This window comes from Reichenbachiella sp., assembly GCF_965233835.1.
In the GTDB taxonomy this organism is placed as follows: Bacteria; Bacteroidota; Bacteroidia; order Cytophagales; family Cyclobacteriaceae; genus Reichenbachiella.
Genome location: NZ_OZ247585.1, coordinates 4468093 through 4493402, shown reverse-complemented (window position 1 = coordinate 4493402; position 25310 = coordinate 4468093). Strand labels below are relative to the sequence as shown.

The window sequence follows — 25310 nt, the reverse complement described above, 5'->3', positions numbered from 1 at the left end:
ATCTACCACAAGTTTGAAGATTTTAATTCAAATGGAATACTCGTACTTTATCAATACTTAGCACGTTTTTATCTCCATGTCTGCGTTCACCTGTTGTTTTTTGATAAGCTATCACTATATATTTGACAGCTAATGTGATTGATTCAAACTAATGTCGTACATGATTCGGTTAATTATTTGTATTGTTTTCTTCCTGATACAAAATCGGCTTGTTGCTCAACAAAATCAGGTGAAAATCGACATTACTAAACACCTGACGACTGAGGATGGTCTTTCACATTTTGGTGTTACTTCTTTGATCGAAGATCACAATGGTCTGGTATGGGTAGGTACATTCAAAGGCCTCAACATATATGATGGCTATGAGTTCAAAACTTTTAATACAGAGAATTCTAACGGGCCACTTACTAGCAGTCGTATTCAATCCTTGTTGCAGGACTCCAATGGCAATATTCTGATCGGTACGGAAAGAGGTTTGTCTATGTACAATTACACGACTGATCGGTTTGTTCAGATTTATTCGAACAGCGATCAGAACCGAAGAATGGCCGGGCCCATTATCAATAAAATTGACCAGACAAGTTCATTTATCATTTGCAATACTGAATCGCAGGGAGTGCTGCTATTCAATAAATCAAATTATGAGTTTGTTGGGCGATTTTTGCCCGAAGGCGTAGACCTTTCATCGTTTACGGTCAATAACATGGACATGCTGACCGATAGATATTTTCTATTGGCCTCTAATCAGGGACTCTTTCGTTTTGATACGCAGCTCAGGAAATTCACCGCGATTCTTTCTGATCAGATAGGGCCTTGCTCAGATGTTGCGCATGGCAAAGAAGGTTTTGTATACGTTTTGACCAATTGGCAGGTGGAAATTTTATCCATCAACTTCGAACAAGGGATGCCGAATTTTACTAGAAAGAAGTCCGTCTTGGGTGGAAGAGGCTATACTCAGCTGAGTATGGATGATGCGGGACATCTGTGGCTCACCAAAAGTAACAATGTGATAAGCATGATATCCAAACCCGATCAATTGCTTAAAAATCAATTTGATTTAAGAGATTATGTGTTTAGTGATGAGTTCACTCGCATCAGTAGTTTGATAATAGACGACTCTGGTGGAGGATGGATTGGTAGTTTTAATCAAGGGTTATTCAAGTTTAGAACCAAAGAGAGAGTATTTAGATTTTCGAGCCTAAAAACTAAGGATGAAGATGCCGCTAATACCTCCAGTCAAGTGATCAATTTGATCACCATTGATGATCATCGCATTTTGGCCACTTTGAATGTGAATACATGTAAAACTTTTGATGTTAATTCTGGTGAAGTGAATGAAATTGGACCAGCAGACCTAGGTGAAAGATACTTTACCAGAGCATTTCAATCTAAGAATGGAACAATCTACCTGGGTAGCAGAGATCCCGGAATCTACTTCCAAAACGAAAGAACGGACTCTTGGCAATTGTTGTCTTCAGAGTCCATGCCTGAACTGGAACATGCTAGAGCCCGAGCTTTCGCAGAAGATCGTCAAGGTAGACTTTGGATTGCTGGGTTTAGGGCTCTATACAGAATAACCTTGAATGAAGATGGTGAAGTGACGGAAGGGGAGACATTTAGTGACTTTGGATCATCGGCGATTGAAGGCAATTTATTGGTAAACGTGATTTATGCTGACCCATTAGAAGACTTGATCTGGCTAGGCACTGTAAATGATGGTCTCATCAGGCTATCATCAATAAATGAGTCATTATACAACTTACGTTGGAAGAGTTTTGTTCCCGAACAAAACAATCCACAAAGTTTCCCTAGTTACTACGTCACTTCCATCAAGCGGTTGAAAAATGGTCAACTTTGGATTGGCTCGGTTGAAGGAGGTATCAGTCAGCTTATTGCACAAGAAGACCAATTTCACTTTAGGACCTACCGGGAAATTGACGGTCTGGATGACAACGATGTCATGACCTTTCAACCAGATAATAATGGAGCACTTTGGATAGCGACCAACAGGGGCCTCAATTCATTCAATTTAAAGACAAGGACCTTTAGTAACTATACCATAGAAGACGGTCTCTATCCGGCGAGCTTCGAAGTATACTCATCAAAATTGGCTGATGGTACCCTTGTATTTGGTGGCAACAAGGGGATCTCATATTTTGACCCCGTACAAGTGCCAACCAAAAATGAAATACCAAAGTTGCTATTTGGAGATTTTAGGATTCATAATCAGCAGGTTCATGTAGGAGACACCGTCGGCTCTAGAGTAATCCTAAATCGATTGTTGAATAAAACAGAAGAAATTATTCTGGACCATGATCAAGGTAGTTTTTCTATAGAATTGATTTCTCTTCATTATTCTAATACTGAAAGTCACAATGTCAGATACCGTCTCCTACCTTCAGATGAAAATTGGTTGGTTACGCCTTCGCACAACAAAATAGCCAACTTTAGCCTACTGCCGCCTGGGAAATACACTTTCGAAGCGGCAGTAACCAATAGTAAAAACGAATGGTCTGAAACGAGAACATTGTACATTATCATCAATCCTCCCCTGTGGCGAACGGGATGGGCATATTTGGTGTACATAGTTTTTTCAGGAGTTGTTATTTACATCATATTGAGTACTCTACTTCGAATGAATTCCTTAAGTCATAGACTGAAGCTGGAGCAGATAGAAAAAGACAAGGTGGTAGAGATAGATTCAGCAAGATTGAAACTCTTTATGAATATCTCACATGAATTTCGAACACCACTTACATTGATATTAGGACCTATTGCCGTGTTGAAAAATCTGTTTCAGAACAATCAGGATGCTTTTCAGCACATTGATTTAGTTCAAAGGCAATCTAAGAAAATGCTGCAGTTGGTTGATCAAGTGCATGATCTTAGAAAAGGAGAGCAAAACTTGCTCAAATTGAATAGGCAAGGATTTGATTTTACTGGGTTTGTTTCTGAGGTAATGCAGGATTTTGAAGCTTTGGCTCAAGAATCTGGAAAACAACTGCTGTTAGAAGGAGACGCTCGACAATTATTCGTGTTGGCCGATCAGTCAAAGCTAGAAGTAGTGATCAACAATCTGCTGAACAATGCCTTTAAGTTTACAAAAAAAGGAGATACCATCACCCTTGCTTATGGCACATACGAAGACGGCTTGTTTTTCGAGGTTCAGGACACAGGGCGAGGAATCAAAGAAGAAGATTTGGTCCACTTATTTGAGCGGTTTTACCAATCCTCCAAAGAAGAAGCGTTTTCGGTGGGTTCAGGCATTGGCCTAGAATTGTCCAAAATGCTAGTCGAGCTTCACTATGGTGAAATAGAAGTGATCAGCGAGTTTGGGCATGGAACCAAATTTTTGGTAAAACTTCCGGTCCAGTATAGTCAAGAAGATATTTTTAGCCCACAACGTTTGGAAGCAGCGTTAGCCACAGAAAGTCACGAAGAAAAGCAGCGGGTGAAATCAGGTGAGATGGATTTCTCTGATATTATCGAAAGTGGCACGCATGCTGAAATCGATTTGTATTACGTTGAGGATAATCAAGAATTGAGAGCTTTTGTGCAAGAGGTGCTGTCTAAGTATTTCCATGTGACGTCTTTCGAAAATGGGAGAGAATGCCTGGAAGCCATGGAAAGCGAATGGCCGGACCTTATTATTAGTGATATACTCATGCCGGAGATGAATGGTCTGGAATTGTGCAAAAACGTAAAGGCAGACATCAGGACGAGTCATATTCCTGTGATATTACTTACATCCAGGTCTACCACTGATGATACCATAGAAGGTTTAGCCATGGGAGCAGATGCTTACATCACCAAGCCATTTGAGATGCGTCACCTTATAGCCAGTGTCAAAAGCATACTTGATACGAGACAAAAACTCCGAGAACGTTTTCAAATGGATGATGTCCTTTCACTGGATAAAAAGAAGTTCAATCAGAATGATAAGGTCTTTATAGAAAGGATATATAAGCTCTTGGAAGAACACCTAGACAATGAAAATATTGATCTCGAACAGTTTGCTCAGGAATTGTATATGAGCAGAAGCCAATTGTTTAGAAAGGTGAAAGCTATCACCAATCATACTCCTCAAGAACTGATTAGAACCTATCGACTGAAAAAGGCAGCTGAATTTTTAAAGACCCAGCGATTCACCGTACAAGAAGTGTGTTACAAAACAGGCTTCAAAAACAGAGCCTACTTCACTAAAGTATTTAAAGAGCAGTATGGCCAGAGTCCAAATGAATACAGAGGAGCCTGAGGATGGTGAAGTTCCTGTTTTTGAAAACAGCCAAATATGCGCTTTGGCAGGTGCTAATATGTGATTTGACACGCAAAGTGACACCTTTGACACGCTAAGAATCTCAGCTTTTTTGATCTTGATTCATCTTTGATCTTACAAATATGATCACAAAATCATGAGACTACTAGCTAACAACACTGAGGGAATTGTCGATGCTCCACTTAAAATTATCAAACGAGAAGTGCCTTGTTTGGATTCGGTTTGGCACTATCACGCACAATACGAATTGATATACATTTCGCAAAGCTTCGGAACTCGATTTGTGGGAGACAATGTGTCACATTTTAGCCCGGGCGAGCTCGTACTTGTAGGACCAAACCTTCCGCATCTATGGAGAAACGATACTTCATATCAAAAGAAGGGAAATAATGATAGAGTAAAAACTATTGTAATCAAGTTTACTAGAGAACTACTGGGTGAAGGTATGTTTGATAGACCCGAGTTTTCTAAAATTAATCAGCTACTCTCCTCATCAAAATTCGGTGTTTACTTTGATCAAGAACAAAGTAGAGCATTTCATTCTACGTTACTCAATCTTCCTAATCTATCTCCTGTTCAACAGTCAATTAAATTGTTAGGTATGTTGGACTCACTTTCTCTTATTCAGGAAAGGGCATTATTATCTACCTCTGACATGAGACAGTCTACCAACGAGAACCCAGATCGAATTGATAGAGTGTTGAAGTATATATCTGATAATTATGTGAATGACATTACGCTTGAAGATATTGCAGATGTGGCTTGTATGACCACCAACTCTTTTTGTAGATTCTTTAAGCGGATGACAAATAAGTCATTCACAAGATTTTTGAATGAAGTTCGGATCAAGAACGCCTCCAGATTACTTATCCAAGAACAAGTGCCAGTATCAGAAGTTTGTTACATGGTTGGGTTTAATACCATCACCAATTTCAACAAACAATTCAAACAAATCATGGGAAGAACTCCTTCGGACTATAGGTTGGCTGTTTAACATTAAGGTAACTGAGTGCTGAATTGGGTTAAACACAGCAGCGTCTTCCATCTGATTAATTTAGATTTTTGTTGGATAAATTGGTATGGCAGCGCTTGCCTATGGAAAAGAGAGAACATATGAATAAAATATTTACCGTTGTATTAGGAGTGATTTTATCAGTCTGCGCTTTTGGACAAAACACTCAGCCAAACATCATATTAATTTTTGCTGACGATGCCGGTTATGCTGACTTCGGGTTTCAGGGAAGTAAAGAAATGAAGACACCACATCTAGATGCTTTGGCAAAAAGCGGTGTAGTGTTTTCTCAAGGTTATGTATCTGATGCCACTTGCGGGCCATCGCGAGCCGGGCTTATTACCGGAAAGTATCAGCAGAGATTTGGCTACGAAGAAATCAACGTGCCTGGTTATATGAGTAAAAATTCAGGCCTCTTGGGAGATGATATGGGCTTGCCGTTGAACCAGATCACCATGGCTGATTATTTGAAAAAGCTGGGATATAAAACTGCGGTATATGGCAAATGGCACTTGGGAGATGCCGATAGGTTTCATCCACTCAAGAGAGGATTTGATGAATTTTATGGGTTTAGAGGAGGGGATAGAAGCTACTTCGAATATAAGAATACGGAAAAGATTCACCACGACAAAAGAATGGAGCGGGGCTTTGGACAGTATGAAGAGCCAAAGGGATATGTGACAGATGTACTGGCTGATGAAGCGGTAAGCTTCATGCAGAAGAACAAAGAGAAGCCATTCTTTATTTATTTAGCTTTCAACGCGGTGCATACCCCAATGGAAGCGATTGAAGAAGATTTAATGAAGTTTCCGAAACTGGGAGGCAAGAGGCAGGAGCTAGCAGCAATGACGTTGGCCATGGACCGGGCTTGCGGTAGAGTACTGGATGAGCTAAAATCTCTAGGTCTATCTGATAACACCATTGTAGTATTTACCAATGACAACGGTGGCCCAACAGATAAGAATGCCTCGGTAAACAAACCATTGAGCGGCACCAAATCAAATCATCTGGAAGGCGGTATAAGAGTACCATTTGTGATGAGCTGGCCAGATCAGATCGAGAAGAAGTCTACATACAACTATCCGGTGAGTACGCTCGACCTACTGCCTACATTCTATTTGGCCGCTGGAGGAAATCAGTCTGAATTGTCAGACATAGATGGGGTAGATCTGCTTCCATTTCTCAAAGGTGTCAATCAAGAGCGACCACACCAAACACTCTATTGGAAGAAAGAAACCAGAGCAGTGATAAGAGAAGGTGACTGGAAACTAATAAGAATGCCGGACCGTCCGGCAGAACTCTTTGATCTATCGCAAGACATAGCCGAACACAATGATTTGGCCGGACAATATCCAGAAAAGTTAAGAGCCATGTATAAGAAACTTTTCGAGTGGGAGCTTACACTTGAGCGGCCTTTATGGCTTCTGGATAGAAAATATGAAAAATACGATATTGACAGAATGGATAAATACAGATAGTATTTATGAAGAATTGAATGGGTATTGAGAAGTAAAGATATTTGGGTTAATATGTGAAAGCGTCTAAAAAGAGTTAACACTTTTTTAGGGCGCTTTTCTTAATTCCGCAATTGACGACATCGTTCGACATTTCTTGTTTTTTGGTTGTCAGCCGAATTATTAGGAATTTTGCATGTGTTTTCTAATCAAAACGAGCCTACCCATTAGTTGTACAAGCTAGGGCAAATCTAGTAGGGTAATATTGAAGAAGTGAAGGGTAAATCTAGCAATAAGCTTCCTCAAGGCCTAAACTACATTTGTTTTATAGCTATAGCTATACATCCTAAGCTTAGTAATGTAATTGAAGAATGATGAAAGGAAGTCGTCTAGACTTCGCGTTCATTCTACTCTTAATTATCAGTACACAAAAACAAAATAATATGAATCTAAAACTACTTGTTAGAAAACAAGCAAAATTCAAATGCCTATTATCAGCGCTGATGCTGATGATAAGTTTTGGATTTGTGCAGGCACAAAATAATACCGTATCTGGTAAAGTGTCTGGAGAAGGAGAATCTCTACCAGGTGTGAATGTACTTGTAAAAGGTACTACCACTGGAGTAATCTCCGATATTGAAGGAAACTATAAAATAGACGTGGCAGAAGGCGCTACTTTGGTTTTTAGTTTCATTGGGTTTCAGACTCAAGAAGTGGAAGTGGGAAGCAGGTCCACTCTCGATGTGAGTTTAATATCTGACGTAAAATCTTTAGAAGAAGTAGTCGTGATCGGATACGGCTCAAAGAAGAAAAAGGAAGTTACTGGAGCAGTTAGCAACTTGAGTGGCGACAGAATAACCGCCATTCCAGTTCCAGATTTGGGCAACGCACTGCAAGGACAGATTGCTGGGGTCAATGTACAAGCGTCTAGTGGAGCGCCTGGGGCACAATCTAATATTCAGATTAGAGGTATTAGTTCTCTGCAGGGAGATAATACACCTTTGTTTGTGGTTGATGGTATCCCTTATTCAGACAATCCGAATATTGCGCCGAGTCAGATAGCATCTATTGACGTACTAAAAGATGCTGGCTCTGCTGCCGTTTATGGTGTAAGAGGAGCCAATGGAGTAATATTGATTACGACAAAACAGGGTGCCGCTGGCAAGCTAAGTATTGACATGAGTTCTTACTATGGGATTCAGAAGATCACTTCGGGTACTCCATTGATGGGATTGCATGAACAATTCTACCATGATGAGATACAATTGGCAGCGCAAAATAGATCCCCTTTTGTTTTATCTCAAAACCCCAATTCACTTCAAAACAATTCAGATTTTGTGGGTGATATCCAAAATGATAATGCACCTATCATGAATTATGACCTTAATGTTTCAGGAGGCAATGGAGGATTTTCGTTTAATGCAAACGTCAATTATTTCAAGCAAGAAGGTGTACTTATAAATTCATTGTTCGACAGATTGTCTACCCGTCTTACAGGTAATTATAGATCAGAAAACGGAAAATTTTCAATTTTCACAAGTTTAGGGTGGAGTCAAGAAGAAAGAGAACAGGAGCCATGGGCTATCTATGAGAATGCAATCAGACAAAAGCCATGGAATACACCTATCAAAGATCTCCCAGAATTTGGAGACGGTGTACTAGTTCCGGATGGAGGGGAAATCAACTATAGTCAGCTGTCTGCCAACTTGGCTAATACAGATGAGACCAATGGAGATCGATACAATTTTGCGATGCGCGCTAGATATCAAGTAATTGACGGATTGAACCTAGAAGTGAGATTAGGTCAAAATACTTACCAGAATAGGAGAGTACGATTTGAACCTAAATACCTGGTTTATAATAACGAAGGTCTCCTGAGTGCTAGTGCGGGTCGTCCGAATGCTACGTTAAGAGAAAACTATCTATGGAGAACTAACCGATCTTGGGAAAATGTTTTATCCTATCAAAAGGATTTCGGCAAGCATAGCGTGTCTTTTACGGGTGTGTTGTCCTATGAAGATTATGTGCAAGATCAAGTCGGTGTGAGTGTGTCCATGTCGGAACAATCACGAAATTTTATCCAGGTGTTGGGAGCGGGTGAAACACCAGGATCTCCGACCAGCGATTTACAAGAGTGGTCACAAACGGGGAAATATGCCAGAGTGGAATATGACTTTGCAGATAGATACTTGATTTCAATGGGAGTTAGGTATGATGGGTCATCCAGATTTAGCAAAGAAAATAGATACGAAGCGTTTCCGTCTGTTTCTTTAGGTTGGAACGTGGCTGAGGAGTCTTTCTTTAATGTTGGATTCATCAATGATTTGAAGTTTAGAGCCAGTTGGGGTACAGTGGGTAATAGTAATATTGCGCCATACAGCTATACACCAATCATAGAATCTGGTGTGAATTATTTGTTCGGAGCTGAAGAGGCACTGTCCAGTGGGTTAGTTCAAAGGACTCATGTTGATCCTGATTTAAAATGGGAGACATCGATTTCTAAAAACATAGGCTTAGACGCCGGGTTCATTAACAATAAACTACAATTTACTGCTGACTACTATATCACTGATAGCGAGGATATGCTCTTAGGGCAATTATTACCTCTAAGTGCAGGAACCTACGTACCTGGTGCGGTAAATGATTTCGGAATTAGAAACACGAATGCAGGTAATATGACAAACAAAGGAATAGAACTTGCTTTGTCCTATAGAAGTCAAACCAGTTTTGGACTTGAGTACTCTATTTCAGGAACTTTTACAAGGAATAGAAATACGGTGACCAGTTTGAATGGACCAGAACGTGGATATCCTGGTGGTAGCCCAGTGCAAACCATTCCTGGAGATGATAATACAACATTTTTCGCAGTGGGTTATCCAGCGGGAGCATTTTTTCTCATTCCTACCAACGGTATCATAAAGACACCAGAGCAATTGGCAGAATATCAAGAACTTGATCCGGACGCTAACATGGGTGATTTGATGTATGTAAATACAGATACCACTGACATGGAAATTAACGACAACGATCGAGTTTATATGGGATCAGGTCAGGCTGATTTCGAAATGGGAATCAATGTGAACTTGAAGTACAAAAATTTCGATTTCGCAGTCCAAGGATATTACTCACATGGAGCCAAAGTGTTCAATGGTGCGAAAATGTTCGCTTATGCGCGTGGCAGACACCTAGACCTATACACCATGTACAGTCCTCAAAACACCGAATCTGACATTCCAATTTACAGGTCCCCAACACATGCCAATGTTAGATCACGTTCGGATTATTTCTTGGAAGATGGCACTTACTTTAGAATTAGAATGTTGTCGCTCGGGTATAATATCAAAGCACTGCAAAAATATGGTGTAGGAAATATGAGAGTTTACTTCAGTTCCTTGAACCCATTTACGTTTACTAATTACGAAGGATACGATCCTGAAATTGGCGGAAATGGTCCTTTGACCAGAGGTGTTGACAGCGGAAGTTATCCGATTACACGTCAGTTCATGCTTGGGCTTGAGTTAAACTTTTAATTAAAATAAGTATTGATCATGAAAAATATATTTAAAATTTTTGGCCTTGTATTGGCCTTTGGTGTAGTAGCTACATCATGCAATGAGGATACTTTTTTAGAAAAAGTAAATCCTAACGCAATTTCTTCTGACGTATTTTGGTTGGATGAAGCGGATGCAAATGCTGCGTTAACTACTGTGTACGGTGCGCTTCAGTTTCCAGCAGTAAACGGACTTATTGTATGGGGATTGGATATACGAAGTGATATGCTTTCTACCAATAATTGGACACCTTGGTTGACATTCAAAGACTTGAACGTTACCGATAACAATCCAAATGTAACCAGTGCATGGGCTGAACCTTACATAGGTGTTTTTAGAGCGAATCAAGTCATTAACAATGTGACTGAAATCGATGATGCCGAGTTTGAAGAAAACAATAAAAATGTAATAATTGCTCAGGCACGTTTCTTGAGAGCTTACTATTACTTTAAGATTGTTCACAATTTCGGACAAGCCATTCTTACTACCAGCGCAGAAGGGCTAACAGAAGAACTCCATTTGGAACTTTCTACTATTGATCAGGTGATGGATAGTGTAATTGTGCCCGATTTACAATTCGCTATTGGCCAGCTTCCTATGTCATGGTCTGGTGAAGACTTGGGTAGAGCTACTTGGGGAGCAGCTAAGTCCTTATTGGGCAAAGCGTACTTGTTCAATAATCAGTTCGAATTGGCTGCAGCCGAGTTAAAGGATGTCATAGACAATGGCCCATACAGCCTTGTTTCTGATCCTCTTGATAATTTTTCTCATTTGACTGAACTCAATGCTGAGTCGATATTTGAGGTCCCTTATAATGAGGATTTTAATTCTGGGGTTACCAACGCATTTCAGGTGGATAATACACCATATAATACCAGTACTGAGACGACCAACATGCCTAGACAGGCAGCCGCAGAGGCATTAGGAGGGTATCGTTCAATGTTTGCTTCTTACTTCATTCATGAGTTAATGCTAACAGATTCAGTAGCAGGTTCAAACGGTCACTCCGCTAGATTCAATGCTTCAATCGTACCGTCTAACTATGAAGGGCTGTATTACAACAAGGTACCTGCAGAGCAAGCTGATAAGCCTTGGAGTTTTGGAGAAAGTGCCTATATCAAGAAGTACACGAATTGGTATTGGAAGGAAAGTGAGGACGGCCAAGGTCGGACTTCGATTAATGTGAGAATTATGAGGTTAGCAGAAGTTTATCTGATGTATGCTGAGGCACTATTGTCTCAAGCTACTCCTGATGTTGCTACTGCTATAGATTATATCGACATGGTTAGAAATAGGGCTGGTGTTGTACTCTTACAAGATTATATTGATGCCAATGGTACGATTCCACAATTACATGTGAGCAAGGATGCCTATGGTGTGAGACCAGAAGTATCAGCCAGTGCGGCAAACGTTTTGACTCACCTGAGAATGGTAGAAAGACCAATTGAAATGTGTTTTGAAGGTGGTCGTTGGAATGATTTGGTGAGGTGGGGGATCGTCAAAGATGTGCTCGACGCAAACAAAGCTGTAGAGGATATCAGAATAGCAAGATATTCAACCAATAGTGGTAGTGGTGACAATCAGCCACCGTTGTACATCAATGGTAAGTTTAGATTGGATTATGTGAATAATGCAAATGCCTATACTTCTGAGGCACACGATTATTTGCCAATTCCGACATTGGAAATTCAGTTGAACAACGGTCTATAAAAATGGGAAACATGAAGAACTATAATAAAAACATATATAAATACATCATGGGTCTATTTTTGATCCTTGCATGTGTGAGCTGTGAAGAAGAAATTGGACCAGCTGGTCCTACGACCAGTCACAGAATATTCTATACCAATCAGGAACAGAATGCTAATACCATTACGGTTGGGAGTAGAATTGATTTTGCGGATGTGTCTCAAGGGGTAATTGAAAGACTTTGGACATTTCCAGATTCAATTTTACTAGAAGGGGAGCTTTCAGATGCTCAAGTAGCGGTCTACTTTCTACAAGCGGGTAATTTTGATGTAAACCTTCATCAGGTATTCGAAGATTCTGCCTATGTTGAAAGAGAAGAGGAGAAGCTAGGTTCAGAGCTTGACACTTTGATAGCGGTTACAGTTTTGCCTAGAGTCGAAATTACGAGTATCAAGGCAAATGTGCTTAACAAAGATGGATCAATAGGATTAGCAATACCTCTTCAGAGTGAATCGAAATTAGAGATCGTTGCTGGTACTACATTAAGGTATACATATGAGTCTATTGGAGACCCTACAGTGATCTCTGGAAACTTTGATGGTGCAACTTATCTAGAAGATGAGGCTGCGGTAGGTTATTTTGATGTGAAGTATGGATCATTAGGTACATACGATATGACGGCGGCGTTTACTCGCCCTCAGCCAAGAAGTGCAGATACCATTAGATTCACCAATTTTGTTCAGACAATTGGTTCTACACAACCAGTAGATGTATTCAAGATATCTGACAGAGATGGTGGTATTGCTGTTGAGTTCTCGAGAGACATTGATCCTTCAACTGTGGAGGCAAGTGACTTCTCTGTAGTCATAGAGACAGTAGGGGCAGGTACAATCACGCCATCAATTTTAGAGGCAGCCTCCAATCCGGATAATCCTGCCGAAATCATCTTGACTTTGGATAATGAAACCGTTTATTCTGATGATCAGGTCAACGTAAGTTTTGTCGGGGGTAATTTGATATCTGCCGATCAAAAAGAAGTAGATAGTTTTACTGAAGTTGACCTTGTTCACGAAGTAGTGAATTTCCTTGAATCCAATGATTTTGATCATAGTTTCGAAAAGTCTGACTCTGAGGTGACCTGGGTGCATAATTTCCATCCTCCATACTCATGGTGGAATGGAAGTCTATCCACGGATTTCACAGCTACCAAGTCATCTACTCAAGTGCATGATGGAAGCTTTAGTTTAAAAGTAGATGTTGATCCAGGAGTAGGTAATGTGGCCATTTTTCCTCAAAATTCGGGAGGAAGCCAACATTTAATGGATCATGAAGGAATAGGTGAAACAGCTAAATTGACTGCTTGGGTATATGTGGAAACTGCTCTCACAACGCCTGGTAATACACATTTAAAACTTCGTATGCCAGAACTAGAAATGGGATGGGGCAACCATGGACCTGCTGAGTTTTTTAATGTAATTCCCGTAGGCGAATGGGTAATGGTGGAGGATATTGTATCAACTACCAATAAGACTGATGCTGGTGCGACAATAGCTGTCAATCCTGTGAATTTTGCAGGCAACAATTTGGTTTTCTATATAGATGAACTGGTTTTACAGACATGGAATCCAAGACCATAAATAGATATTGAGATTAATTATTTAAGCCCGCCTCCTGAGAGGTGGGCTTTTTCATATTAGCCGATCTACAACAATTGGATAAAATTGTTTCACCAGAAGATAATTGATAGAGAGGCAGTCGTTGAGTTTTAAGCTTATTTTGGGTTATAAATTAGAGAGTAGAAATAATGAGAAAGTTGGATATCATCACAAAGGGTAGCGCTATAGCCGTACTTTTTTTTAGCACCACGTTAGCTTGGTCACAAAAACCAGTATCGCACCCAAATACGCAGTGGGAGTTTAAAGAAGGATACTCGGATGAGTTTAATACAGGTTCTTTAGATACTGATAAATGGAATAATGATATTGGTGATTGGGGAACTTGGTCTTGGGAACCAGAAAATGCCTATGTAAAAGACACCGTCCTGGCTTTGCAAATGCAGCATGATCCTCATCAACGTGGAGGGAAGGATTATTATTTCACATCAGGAATCGTTCAGATCCCTCAAAAAATCACATACGGATATTTTGAAGCTAAGATCAAGGCTTGTGACAATTGGCCTGGTGAGGCACCTGCTTTTTGGTTGTACAGCCAAGGAGAGCCTACGCCTACAGAAGAAGGAGGTGTACAGTATAGCGAAATCGATGCAGTAGAGATTTTTCAGATTGTAGGTGAACTTAAGACTATCGAAATGAACCTTCATGCCCGCATCATCAAAGATGGAGAACTTACGTGGATCAGGCCAGGCCAAGGTTATGGAGAAATTACAAGAAATTCTTGGGAAGCCGATTGGGATCCAAGAGATGATTATCATACCTATGGAGTGATGAATCGTGTGGATTCTATCATTTGGTATGTAGATGGTGTTGAGAGAGGAAGAAAGAAAAACTTATATTGGCACTTGCCTATGAATGTTACAGTGTCCATGGGATTGAGAAACCCATATGAAAAATATATTGATGGCGTTCGTACTGTAATTGAGACATTGGAATCACCTGAGGGTTTCCCTACTGAAATGTACTGCGACTATGTAAGATCTTGGGTTGCGCCCTCGCAAATTTTGGCTGACTCAGAACTTTTGACAACGAAACAGTTTTCACCTTCTATTCCTATCGTTTTTGACTATACTTATGATGCGGGTAGTGGATTTCAAATACCTACTACTGAATCAGGACTTACACTCAAACTACAACAGAAAAATTCAATTGGGTCTGTAGTTGACGAATATGAAGTGGCGGATTCGAAAATAGCAGGAACTGTAGCAGGAGAATCTTCAGTTACCTTGAATCTGCCTGAAGATATTGTACTTACATCCGAGCTTCCAGAAGGCAATTATTATGTTTTAAATGCTGAGTTTACCAATGATAACGAAGACAATAGCACTGTGGTGATGGAAGAAATTGCTAATATTCAGGTGACTGATTTAGTTCTTTCTACTCCGTCTCTGGATTCAAGTTTTCGACTATTTCCCAATCCATCTAAACATGATATTTCTGTTGAAGGAACATTTGATAATGGAGCTGAAATTGTAATCTATGATTTGTTAGGAGGAATTGTATATCAATCTACAGTTAAGGTTCCTCTAAAGCGTAAAAAAATTAATGTCAGTAATTTTTCCAATGGGATGTACATATTTAGAGTTAACTCAGGAGAAAAATCTGATACCATTCGATTTGAAAAGTTCTAAGTTTTCGAAATAGATAATAGTGTGATTGTTTAGAAAATCTTCCACCGTAAAGTGGAAGATTTTTTTGTTTAAGCGGGTGTCCTTAGAGGGGTAAAATAGTTTTACTATAGGATAAGTAATGCAAATCGTTCGTGTTTGACATTGTTGATCTTGCAAATAGCTGTTAGAAAATTATCCTCCGGCAGCGAAAGACGTCAATGCAAAGCAGTCATCTACATGCTGCCTTGTATCTAATGTCAGAAATGACGTGATATTATTTGTATTATTCAAAAGACAAAGCATGAAGAAACAACTACAACAACTACTACTATTGGTGACTATGGTGCTTGGTGGATACACTGCCGCCGAAGCACAGATCACTGAGTATTCTAAAGACTGGGATTGGGATGGCTGGAAAAATCAAGGCACATTCTTCAATAGAACAGATTATTTTAATACTTGGACAGCAGCATTAAGACCAGATCTATCCTGGAATAGTGCTGCAGAGGATGACGGTGTCCCTGACAACGATGGACCTGGAGGAACTCCCAATGATGGGCATAACGGTACACCCGGATTTATTACGCTACAGGCTACTCCAAATAACACATGGGCATATGATTTCCCCAGAGCCGTCAGGACTGATGCATTTAACATTATTAAGACAATGAAAAATGCCAATTTGTTGGCGGCTGGAACCTACAGATGGACAGTGGCAATCAGAAGTCATGGTCAATGTAACTATAGAATTTTGGTTTCAGAAAACGGCAATGCGGCAAATGTGTTGGCTGAGTCATCGACCATTGTTGTAGATGCCGATAATGATGGCGAATGGATTTATCATAATTTGGTCTTCACAACCGATGGGGCCGCTGCAGGTTTAGATTTTCGCGTCAGTAAAGATGGAGTTACAGACCCAGGAGTGAACATAGATATTGATACATGGGATGTAGTCGTATATGTTGCAGGTACAGATGCTACACTTTCTGATATCAGCTATGACGATACTGCTGTTGCTGGATTCGATCCTGCTACCAAGACTTACAATGTTGAATTGCCATTTGGTACGACAGACATTCCAGTAGTTTCGGCTACGGCGACAGATATGAATGCTGATGTTACTATAACTCAAGCAGGAGCAGTAGATGGTACGGCCACTATAGATATCATGGCAGAAGACGGAACAACACCAGATCAATATACAGTCAATTTCTCAGTGGCCGCCTTTGTTTCCACAAATTCAAATCTGTCAGATCTTCAAGTAGATGGAGCAACAGTGTCTGGTTTTGCTTCTGATGTTTTGTCCTACCAAGTAGAATACCCATACGGCACAACGGACATACCTGTAGTAAGCGCTACCAAAGAAGATGCTGCAGCTACCGTTGATATTACTCAGGCGAGCAGCGCAGATGGAGAAGCTACCGTTTTAGTAACGGCTCAGGATGCTTCCACTACCACTTATACGGTAGATTTTACCATAGCTGCAAAAATTCCATCGACAGATGCAGCCCTTGCTGAGTTAAACGTAGATGGTACGTTGGTGACAGGTTTTGAATCTACTACATCAGATTATGTAATTTACTTGCCAGTAGATGTCTCAACTCCTACCGTAACTGCTGCTACTATGGATGAGTTTGCTTCTGCCGCTGTTACACAAGCTTCATCATCAGATGGCGAAGCTATTGTAGTAGTGACGGCTGAAGATGGAACTACTAAAAAAACCTATAAAGTAGACTTTAAACTTGTATCAATCAATAGTGTTGGAAATCCGCAGAACGTCGTTTATGTGTACCCGAATCCTACCACTAATGTTTTGAAAATTAGTTCATTGCACAGGCAGCTACAGGAAGTCGAAATTGTAAATGCTTGGGGAAAAATCATCAAGCGAAATATTACGAATGGAGAAATAAACGTCGAAGATCTCCAATCAGGAATTTATTTTATAAAAATTTCACAACAACAATCGGTCAGGTTTATCAAAAGATAACTCTTAACGAGTGAAAGGTCAAAGCAGTCTTAGTAAATAGGACTGCTTTTTTTGTGCGTTAAATCTGAAAAATGGCAAGCATTTCAAATTTTGAGTGATTGAGCACCAGCAACCAGCGCGTATTCCTTGTGAAAAGTAGAGATAGCTCATAATAATTAAAGGTAAAATCGAAGAAGTCGAAGATAAATTTCCTGATGTACTTTGTATAGCCCAGTTGTACTTTTGATATACTAACTGGTCTCACTCAATGATAGGATTTCGAAGAGATTGGAGATCTAAAAATTTTATATCCTTTGAAGCATATGTCGAGAATTGAAAAAATAGAACCATATATAATAACACATCAACTAGACACTCCATTTTATTTTTCGCAATGGCAGTATGATACACGAAAGATTTGCATTGTAAAAATTACGCTAGAAGATGGTACCTATGGATGGGGTGAAGGCTATGGCCCTGCACAAGTCATCAAAGCCGGTATAGATTTTTTCAAACCATTTATTATTGGGAAAAAAGCTATTGAGCATGAATCCATCTGGCAAGAAATGTATCTGAGATCCTTAGATTATGCTAGAAGTGGTGTGCTTCAGGCAGCGCTCAGTGCCATTGATGTTGCCCTGTGGGACGTCAAAGGCAAATTGCTAGACTTGCCTATTTCCGTTTTGCTTGGTGGTAAAAAGAACCCGGTTATTGAGCCATATGCTACTGGTCTTTATTTTGAAAGAGTAGATGACCTAAAAGGTCATTTGGTAGAAGAAGCCCTGATGTATAAGGATCAAGGATTTAAAGCCATGAAAATGAAAGTAGGACTTGGCATAAAGAGGGATGTAGAATTGGTTGCAGCCATTCGTGAGGCCATTGGTGAAAACGTACGGTTGATGGTTGATTCTAATCACGCCTATTCTTATCAGGAAGCAATATCGCTAAGCAAGAAATTAGAAAAATATGACATTGGGTGGTTTGAAGAACCAGTGTCTCCGGAGGATTATAATGGTTATAAAAGGTTGAGAGACAATACCTCTATACCCATAGCAGGCGGTGAATGTGAGTATCTGACGTTTGGTTTCAAGAGACTGTTGGAAAATGAATGTGTAGACATAGTGCAGCCAGATATTTGTGCGTGCGGAGGGCTTACCGAAGCCAAAAGGATTGGTACTTTGGCTCATACCTACAACAAAGATGTGGTGCCTCATACATGGGGTACATGGATAGCAATTAGTACTGCTGCACACTTTGTATCGAATTTGGACAAGAACCCAGGCAGAATGTATGGAGATCTTCCTACTATGGAATTGGATCGAACAGAAAACGCCCTTCGTGATGAAGTGACCACCCATAAATTGCACATCAATGATGGGCAGCTCACTGTACCAGATGTACCAGGTCATGGTGCAGATGTAGATATCGAAAAATTGGAAGTGTATTTGGATTGTGAATTAACAGAGAAGCAAGATGAGTTTAAAATTCGGGCATAGGAAATTATATATTAATGGTGAATTGAGAGAAGGCTCTTCTGGATCCACATTTGAGGTGGTAAGTCCTGGAAACGGCGAAGTATGTGGCTCTGTCGCTTGGGCTAGTAAGGAAGATACCGAATTAGCACTTAAGTCAGCACAAGAAGGTTTTGAGCTTTGGTCAGCTATGCCTATAGCGGAACGAAATGTATGGATTGCTAAACTCCGAAATCAGTTGATCAAAAATGAAGACTTGCTCCGTGATAGTATCATGTTCGAAATGGGTAAAAACTGGCATGTCACGGCCGAGGACTTCAAGAGCATTACTGATTCATTAGAATACTACCCAGAAGAAATTGAAAAAATTCAAGAGACTGAAATTGTAGATAGAGATGGGACGCACACTCATCACATGGTTAGCCAACCACTAGGTGTTGCTGTTGCTTTTTTGGCTTATAATTTCCCTTTACTAAATCTAGGGTTTAAGTTAGGACCGGCGCTGGCTGCAGGTTGTAGTATTATCCTAAAGCCTTCTGAATTTTCTCCAATATCCGCATACATCATTGGTGAACTTGCACACCAAATCAATTTTCCGAAAGGGGTGATTACAGTGATTTGTGGAGACACACCTGAGGTAGGTATTCCTCTCTGTGAGAGTACTATTCCACAGCTGATCACTATGATTGGTTCTACACAAACCGCACAAAAGTTGATAGAGCAGAGTAGCAAGTCTTCGATCAAGCGATATAGCATGGAGTGTGGTGGCAACGCGCCATTTATAGTCTTCGATGATGCTGATGTAAGTGCTGCAATCGAACTAGGTGCAGGCATGAAATTGTACAATAGTGGTCAGATTTGTGTAGCGCCCAATCGCTACTTCATCCACGAAAGTATAATCGACCAATTTTCTGAAGGCCTTGTGGCCAAGTTTAACGAAGCCAAAATTGGATTTGACAAGGATGATAATCCTGATATAGGTCCCATGGCCAACCGTCAGTCAGTTGATAAAATACAAAACATAATAAACGATGCAGTTGCTCAAGGTGGCCAAGTGCTCGCAGGAGGTAAATCCATAGACAAACCTGGCTACTATTTTGAGCCTACTGCCATTCGGTTGAGTAATCCTAAAGCAGCTGTTTTACAAGAGGAGATATTTGGGCCGGTAAGTTTGATCGTTCCATTCAAATCTCAGGAAGAGGTTCTTGGACTTGCCAATGATACCGAAGCGGGACTAGCCTCCTATGTGTTTTCTTCTGATGAAAACAAGTTGGACTACTTTTCAAAGCATCTAGCCTTTGGAGAGGTTCAACTAAATGGTGTCAAATATGACATTTACCTTCCTCATGGAGGAATAAAAAATAGTGGAATTGGTCATGATTGTTCTCCATACGCACTTGATGATTATTTGGTCAAGAAGCGAGTGACTAAGACTTTATAGCCATGTCCAATCAAAGTCAATTTATAAGCTGTGACTGGGGCACTACCAATTTTAGGTTGAGATTGGTTGATAGAAACTCTCTAGAGATTCTCAAAGAGCACAAATCCACTCATGGGGTGAAGTGGCTCAACAATGAAGCAAAAAGGATAGGCAAAGCACAAGAGCAGGTTTTCTTTGACTTTATCACAGAGCAGCTTTCAACATCTTTTCCGGATTGGGAAAATGTGCCTATGGTATGCTCTGGTATGCTTTCCTCTACCTTGGGACTAAAGGAATTGCCTTATGCAAAAATGCCTCTAAAAACCTCTGGTAAAGACCTGATTACAGAATCCATCCCTTTGCCTAATAGAAAGGAGATACTCTTGATTTCGGGGGCTAGGGGGGCTACTGGATTCATGAGGGGTGAAGAAGTCCAAGCCATAGGCTTGGCCGACGATTTGACAGAAGATGGAATTTTAATTCTTCCAGGTACTCATGCCAAGCACTTAGACTTTGTCGGAGATCAATTCACTGAGATGAAGAACTTCATGACGGGTGAATTATTTAGTGTGTTGGCTGACCATTCCATTTTAGAAAATTCGATCCGTCCATCGGTATGGGCGGATAATTACCAAGTCTCTTTTCTAGACGGCGTTAAACTCGGTCTGCAAGATGGCTGTGCCACTCATCTCTTGTCCGTGCGATCTAAGCAAATGTTTGAGTCTCAAGCACCACAAGAAGGATATTTCTATCTCAGTGGACTGCTAATCGGAGATGAGTTGTCCTACTTGAAGGGCAAATCAGACCACATCTATTTGGCTGCTGGTGAAGCAACTTTCCCATTGTACAAACTGGCTCTGGAGTCATTTCTAGATAGAGAACAACTTACCTTTTTTGAAAATGCTACCCTGCGAAAATCTCTGTTCAGAGGTCAAAGAAAAATTTTAGATATTCATGGAAACTAGAAAGTTTAACATAGAAGATTTTACCCGAAAGGGTGCAATAGTCGGTATTCTCAGGGGCTACACCGTGGAAGAATCCATGTTCATTGCCGACGCCTTTGTTGGTGCAGGGCTATATGCTCTGGAGATTACCATGAATACGACCGGCGTTGAGAAAATCATCGCTGGCTTGTCGGAAAAATACCCACAACTCTCCATTGGCGCCGGTACGGTGTGTGCGATAGAGGACTTAGAAAAGGCGGTAAATGCTGGTGCACAGTTTATCGTTACCCCGGTGCTGGACGAAACGGTAATGGCGAAAGCCGTGGAGTTGGGTGTGCCAATATTTCCAGGGGCTTATACACCATCAGAAATTTATAAAGCTTGGACTCTGGGTGCCAGTGCGGTCAAAATATTTCCGGCTACTTCGCTGGGACCACAATACGTCAAAGATGTGCTCGCACCGCTCAATGACTTGAAGCTATTGCCTACCGGCGGAGTGTCTGGCGACAATATCCGTACGTGGTTCGATGCTGGTGCCTTCGGTGCCGGTATGGGCAGCTCACTGATCAACGAAGCCTTGCTGAAGGATAGGGATCATAAAGGATTGGTCGCTCACCTCAAGGGTATTGCTGATCAAATCAGAAACTGATCCACTGCGAAAACAATTAATTACTAACGAAAGAATTGAAATGAAAAATGCCTTTTTATATGCCACCATCGTAGCCCTGGGCGGATTTATTTTCGGCCTGGATGCTGCGCTTATTTCTGGTACGGTCAACTACATATCCAAAGAGTTTTCTCTATCAGAGTTACAGCTAGGTATGGCTGTGAGTGCACCAGGGTTTGGCGTGCTAGTCGCGCTGCCTTTTGCAGGGTATGCTAGCAACTTGATCGGCAGAAAGCGTTCACTACAAATCATAGCAGCATTATATCTGATTTCCGCTTTGGGGTCGGCATTCGCACCTTCTTTTGGTTTTTTGGTTGCAGCACGGTTTTTAGGAGGATTAGCATTTAGCTCTATTACTCTTGCTTCGATGTATATAGGCGAAATAGCGCCACCGAAGTGGCGAGGCAAGCTGGTTTCAATGACACAAATCAATATTGTGATTGGCCTTTCTGCAGCTTATTTTATCAATCTATTAATCCTTAGATCTTCTGATAGTGGTGCTTCGTGGGTACAGGCCATTGGTTTGGATGAATACACATGGCGTTGGATGCTGGGGTCTGAAGTGTTACCATGTTTGTTGTGGTTGGTTCTGCTCATTATCATTCCTCAAAGTCCTTCTTGGTTGTTGTATAAAGGACGAACCGATGAGGCTAAAAGAGCATTATCTAAGATTTATAAGAGCGAGGCTGAAGTGGATGACCATTTAATGGAAATGAAAAATAGTCTTCAGGAAAGTGGAACAGACCAATCGATCAAAACACAGTTGGGGGTGATAATGAGCAGGCCGATGCGACTCACCCTGATCATCGGTGTAACAGTGGCCTTAGTTCAACAAGCTACAGGCATTAATGCGGTGATGTTCTATGCACCAACAGTTATAGAGCAAATTGGGTTGGGAACGGACTCGGCCTTTATGCAGTCAGTTTGGATGGGACTTACGAGCGTGTTCTTTACAATCTTGGCGCTAATGCTGGTAGACAAATTGGGACGCAGGCCAATGGTGATCTGGGGTCTGATCTGGATCATTGCGAGTTTGGCGATGTGTTCATATGGTTTTGCCTCGGCCAAGTATTCGCTGAGCAAAGAAGCCATCTCAGAGCTAAACGCCATTCCTGAATATCAGAAGTTAGAAGCTATTGCTGGCGCATCGTACGGTAGTGATACCGAATTCAAGGAGGCATTAAAGCCCATATTGGGTGTTAATGCCACCAGAGACTTTTCCAGTCTGTTGCTAGAGAAAGCAGCCTCCATGAATGCCAATCTGATTTTGTTTGGCATCCTCAGTTTTATCGCGGCCTTTCATTTCTCGATTGGTCCTATTATGTGGGTACTCTTTTCTGAGCTTTTCCCTATCGCCGTAAGAGGTGTAGCAATTCCATTATTTGCGCTTATTTCCAGCCTAGTCAACTATCTGGTACAGCAATTTTTTCCTTGGCAACTCGCTACCATGGGCAGCAGTGCCATCTTTATGTTCTATGCTATTATGGTAGGTATAGGCCTAATTGTGCTCATCAAGTATCTGCCTGAAACTAAAAATATGTCAATAGAAGAGATTCAACGAAAGTTGGCCTCTAAATAAATAATATCAATTATGAAAAATGAGCTTCATAGTAAGTCAGCGATGAATAATTCCGAGAGTCCTTATGTCAAGTTAAGGAGCATTAATATTGATGATTCACAATGGACTTCTGGGTTTTGGGCGGACAAATTTCAAGTAGTTAAGGATTCAATGGTTCCCTATATGGGGGATGTCTTATGTGGAGATGTAGGGCATGCGCTAAACAATTTTAAAATTGCTGCTGGTGACAAAAAAGGTGAACACAAAGGCATGTTTTGGCATGACGGTGACTTCTACAAGTTTATGGAAGCCAAGACCTATGTATATGCGCATACTAAGGATGAGAACCTGAAAAAAGAACTTGATGAATACATCGACATCATCGCACGAGCACAAGAGGAGGATGGATACATCCAAACACAAATTCAGCTGCGAGCTGATGCTGATCGCTACGAAAACAGGAAGTATCATGAGATGTACAACACTGGCCATCTGCTGATTAGTGCGTGTGTGCATCATCGTGCGACTGGACAGTCCAACTTTCTCGATATAGCCGTTAAGCAGGCAGATTTGCTCTATACCATTTTCTTCCCCGAAACCAAGCAGTACGGTCGATTTGGTTTCAACCAAACGCAGATCATGGGGCTCGTGGAGCTGTACCGTACAGTTGGCAATAAAAAATATTTGAATCTAGCAGAGCAGTTCATCAACCGCCGGGGAAAATATGAAGTAGAGCATCATTCCACGACAGTGGGATACCCGATAGGCGATATGGTGCAGGAGCGTACGCCGCTTAGAGAATCTAGCGAAGCTGTAGGCCATGCTGTATTGGCACTTTACTATTACGCAGGAGCTGCCGATGTCTATGCCGAAACTGGCGAAAAAGCACTGATAGATGCCTTGGATAAACTGTGGGCGAATGTGACAGAGAAGAAAATGTATGCGACGGGTGCGGTAGGTCAGGCACACTTTGGTGCCAGCACCAACCTCGACATGATTGAGGAGGGCTTCATAGACGAATACATGATGCCCAACATGACGGCCTACAATGAAACCTGTGCCAACCTCTGCAACGCGATGTTTAGTCATCGCATGTTGAGCATACACGGTGAGTCGAAGTACGCCGATATCATGGAACTGGTACTTTACAATAGTGGTTTGTCGGGCATCAGCATCGAAGGAAAGGATTATTTCTACTCCAACCCGCTACGTATGGTTAATAATACCAGAGATTATGAAGCGCACGAAAACGTAACCGAAACACCGGATAGAGAACCGTACTTGAGCTGCTTCTGTTGCCCTCCTAATTTGGTGCGCACCTTAGCCAAGTCGTCGGGCTGGGCTTACAGTCTAGCAGACAATGGCGTATCTGTCAACCTCTTTGGTGCCAGCAATCTCGACACCACCTTGCGTGATGGCTCGCCTATCAAACTATCGCAAGACACGGAGTACCCGTGGAAAGGTTTGGTGAAGATCAAAGTGGAAGCTTGTAAGTCTGAGGCCTTCGACATCATGGTACGGATTCCGAGCTGGGCCAAGCAAGCCATCTTGACGGTAAATGGTGAAGCCGAGACTGCTGAAATCGGCACTTTCGCCATTATCAATAGAGCATGGCAAGTCGGCGATGAAATCGTGTTGGATTTGCCGATCGAGCCAGTGCTCATCGAAGGACATCCAAGAATAGAAGAAGTTAGAAATCAGGTAGCAGTAAAATACGGACCAGTGGTGTACTGTATCGAGTCACCCGATTTGCCAGCAGACGAAGAAATTCTTGACGTCTATTTCGACGGGTCATCCACACTCACACCGAACTATAAGGCTGACTTCTTGGGTGGCGTTACTACCATCGGATTGGATTTGCTCCTGCGCAAGGACAAGACCGATACGATGTACAGAGATGTGAAGAAGCCGGAATGGGAAAAACATGCTACACAGCTGGTACCCTATTTTGCTTGGAGCAACAGAGGTCAGGCCGAAATGACTGTGTTCATGCCTGTAGTGTGGTAAAACTAAAATTT

General features: G+C 41.3%; 14 protein-coding genes. All 14 read left to right on the top strand.

Annotation, left to right across the window (positions count from 1 at the left end; genetic code table 11):
- The first annotated feature begins 229 nt into the window (after window positions 1–229).
- The 14 genes from ACO6S2_RS19015 to ACO6S2_RS18950 all read left to right on the top strand — a co-directional run bounded on the left by ACO6S2_RS19015 (window position 230) and on the right by ACO6S2_RS18950 (window position 25299).
- A complete protein-coding gene (locus ACO6S2_RS19015) occupies window positions 230–4255 on the top strand; it encodes a response regulator (protein ID WP_422360145.1) in 4026 nt (1341 codons plus the stop codon).
- A gap of 157 nt (window positions 4256–4412) precedes the next feature.
- The gene (locus tag ACO6S2_RS19010; protein ID WP_422360144.1) at window positions 4413–5270 is read left to right on the top strand and encodes an AraC family transcriptional regulator; all 858 of its coding nucleotides are present in this window, start codon (window positions 4413–4415) and stop codon (window positions 5268–5270) included.
- Window positions 5271–5389: 119 nt separating this feature from the next.
- Window positions 5390–6766 carry a sulfatase gene (locus tag ACO6S2_RS19005; protein ID WP_422360143.1) on the top strand — a complete coding sequence of 459 codons (1377 nt, stop codon included), beginning with the start codon at window positions 5390–5392 and terminating at the stop codon, window positions 6764–6766.
- 419 nt (window positions 6767–7185) lie between these two features.
- Window positions 7186–10272: a SusC/RagA family TonB-linked outer membrane protein gene (locus ACO6S2_RS19000; protein ID WP_422360142.1), complete on the top strand. Its 3087-nt coding sequence runs from the start codon at window positions 7186–7188 to the stop codon at window positions 10270–10272.
- Window positions 10273–10290: 18 nt separating this feature from the next.
- Window positions 10291–12003: a RagB/SusD family nutrient uptake outer membrane protein gene (locus tag ACO6S2_RS18995; RefSeq protein ID WP_422360141.1), complete on the top strand. Its 1713-nt coding sequence runs from the start codon at window positions 10291–10293 to the stop codon at window positions 12001–12003.
- A gap of 11 nt (window positions 12004–12014) precedes the next feature.
- Window positions 12015–13619 carry a hypothetical protein gene (locus ACO6S2_RS18990; RefSeq protein ID WP_422360140.1) on the top strand — a complete coding sequence of 535 codons (1605 nt, stop codon included), beginning with the start codon at window positions 12015–12017 and terminating at the stop codon, window positions 13617–13619.
- Window positions 13620–13786: 167 nt separating this feature from the next.
- On the top strand, window positions 13787–15286 hold the full coding sequence (locus ACO6S2_RS18985) for a family 16 glycosylhydrolase (protein ID WP_422360139.1): 1500 nt from the start codon (window positions 13787–13789) through the stop codon (window positions 15284–15286).
- A gap of 280 nt (window positions 15287–15566) precedes the next feature.
- Window positions 15567–17252, top strand: coding sequence for a T9SS type A sorting domain-containing protein (locus tag ACO6S2_RS18980; protein ID WP_422360138.1), 1686 nt, complete (start codon window positions 15567–15569; stop codon window positions 17250–17252).
- A 302-nt stretch (window positions 17253–17554) separates the two neighbouring features.
- Window positions 17555–18727, top strand: coding sequence for a mandelate racemase/muconate lactonizing enzyme family protein (locus ACO6S2_RS18975; RefSeq protein ID WP_422360137.1), 1173 nt, complete (start codon window positions 17555–17557; stop codon window positions 18725–18727).
- Window positions 18705–20144, top strand: a complete 1440-nt coding sequence (locus ACO6S2_RS18970; RefSeq protein WP_422360136.1) for an aldehyde dehydrogenase family protein — start codon at window positions 18705–18707, stop codon at window positions 20142–20144. The genes ACO6S2_RS18975 and ACO6S2_RS18970 overlap by 23 nt, the downstream gene beginning before the upstream one ends.
- Before the next feature lie 2 nt (window positions 20145–20146).
- Window positions 20147–21088, top strand: coding sequence for a 2-dehydro-3-deoxygalactonokinase (locus tag ACO6S2_RS18965; protein WP_422360135.1), 942 nt, complete (start codon window positions 20147–20149; stop codon window positions 21086–21088).
- Entirely contained in the window at window positions 21078–21716 is a 639-nt protein-coding gene (locus ACO6S2_RS18960) for a bifunctional 4-hydroxy-2-oxoglutarate aldolase/2-dehydro-3-deoxy-phosphogluconate aldolase (protein WP_422360134.1), read from the top strand. Before ACO6S2_RS18965 ends, ACO6S2_RS18960 begins: the two co-directional genes overlap by 11 nt.
- 40 nt (window positions 21717–21756) lie before the next feature.
- A complete protein-coding gene (locus tag ACO6S2_RS18955; RefSeq protein WP_422360133.1) occupies window positions 21757–23313 on the top strand; it encodes an MFS transporter in 1557 nt (518 codons plus the stop codon).
- A 12-nt stretch (window positions 23314–23325) separates the two neighbouring features.
- On the top strand, window positions 23326–25299 hold the full coding sequence (locus tag ACO6S2_RS18950) for a glycoside hydrolase family 127 protein (RefSeq protein ID WP_422360132.1): 1974 nt from the start codon (window positions 23326–23328) through the stop codon (window positions 25297–25299).
- Window positions 25300–25310 lie beyond the last annotated feature (11 nt).

What these genes read in the sequence shown, in the direction of transcription:
- ACO6S2_RS19000 (WP_422360142.1), top strand. Translation starts at nt 7,186, where the DNA reads ATGAATCTAAAACTACTTGTTAGAAAACAAGCAAAATTCAAATGCCTA.
- ACO6S2_RS19005 (WP_422360143.1), top strand. Translation starts at nt 5,390, where the DNA reads ATGAATAAAATATTTACCGTTGTATTAGGAGTGATTTTATCAGTCTGC.
- ACO6S2_RS18965 (WP_422360135.1), top strand. Translation starts at nt 20,147, where the DNA reads ATGTCCAATCAAAGTCAATTTATAAGCTGTGACTGGGGCACTACCAAT.
- ACO6S2_RS18960 (WP_422360134.1), top strand. Translation starts at nt 21,078, where the DNA reads ATGGAAACTAGAAAGTTTAACATAGAAGATTTTACCCGAAAGGGTGCA.
- ACO6S2_RS18980 (WP_422360138.1), top strand. Translation starts at nt 15,567, where the DNA reads ATGAAGAAACAACTACAACAACTACTACTATTGGTGACTATGGTGCTT.
- ACO6S2_RS18950 (WP_422360132.1), top strand. Translation starts at nt 23,326, where the DNA reads ATGAAAAATGAGCTTCATAGTAAGTCAGCGATGAATAATTCCGAGAGT.
- ACO6S2_RS18975 (WP_422360137.1), top strand. Translation starts at nt 17,555, where the DNA reads ATGTCGAGAATTGAAAAAATAGAACCATATATAATAACACATCAACTA.
- ACO6S2_RS19010 (WP_422360144.1), top strand. Translation starts at nt 4,413, where the DNA reads ATGAGACTACTAGCTAACAACACTGAGGGAATTGTCGATGCTCCACTT.
- ACO6S2_RS18990 (WP_422360140.1), top strand. Translation starts at nt 12,015, where the DNA reads ATGAAGAACTATAATAAAAACATATATAAATACATCATGGGTCTATTT.
- ACO6S2_RS18970 (WP_422360136.1), top strand. Translation starts at nt 18,705, where the DNA reads ATGAGTTTAAAATTCGGGCATAGGAAATTATATATTAATGGTGAATTG.
- ACO6S2_RS18955 (WP_422360133.1), top strand. Translation starts at nt 21,757, where the DNA reads ATGAAAAATGCCTTTTTATATGCCACCATCGTAGCCCTGGGCGGATTT.
- ACO6S2_RS18995 (WP_422360141.1), top strand. Translation starts at nt 10,291, where the DNA reads ATGAAAAATATATTTAAAATTTTTGGCCTTGTATTGGCCTTTGGTGTA.
- ACO6S2_RS18985 (WP_422360139.1), top strand. Translation starts at nt 13,787, where the DNA reads ATGAGAAAGTTGGATATCATCACAAAGGGTAGCGCTATAGCCGTACTT.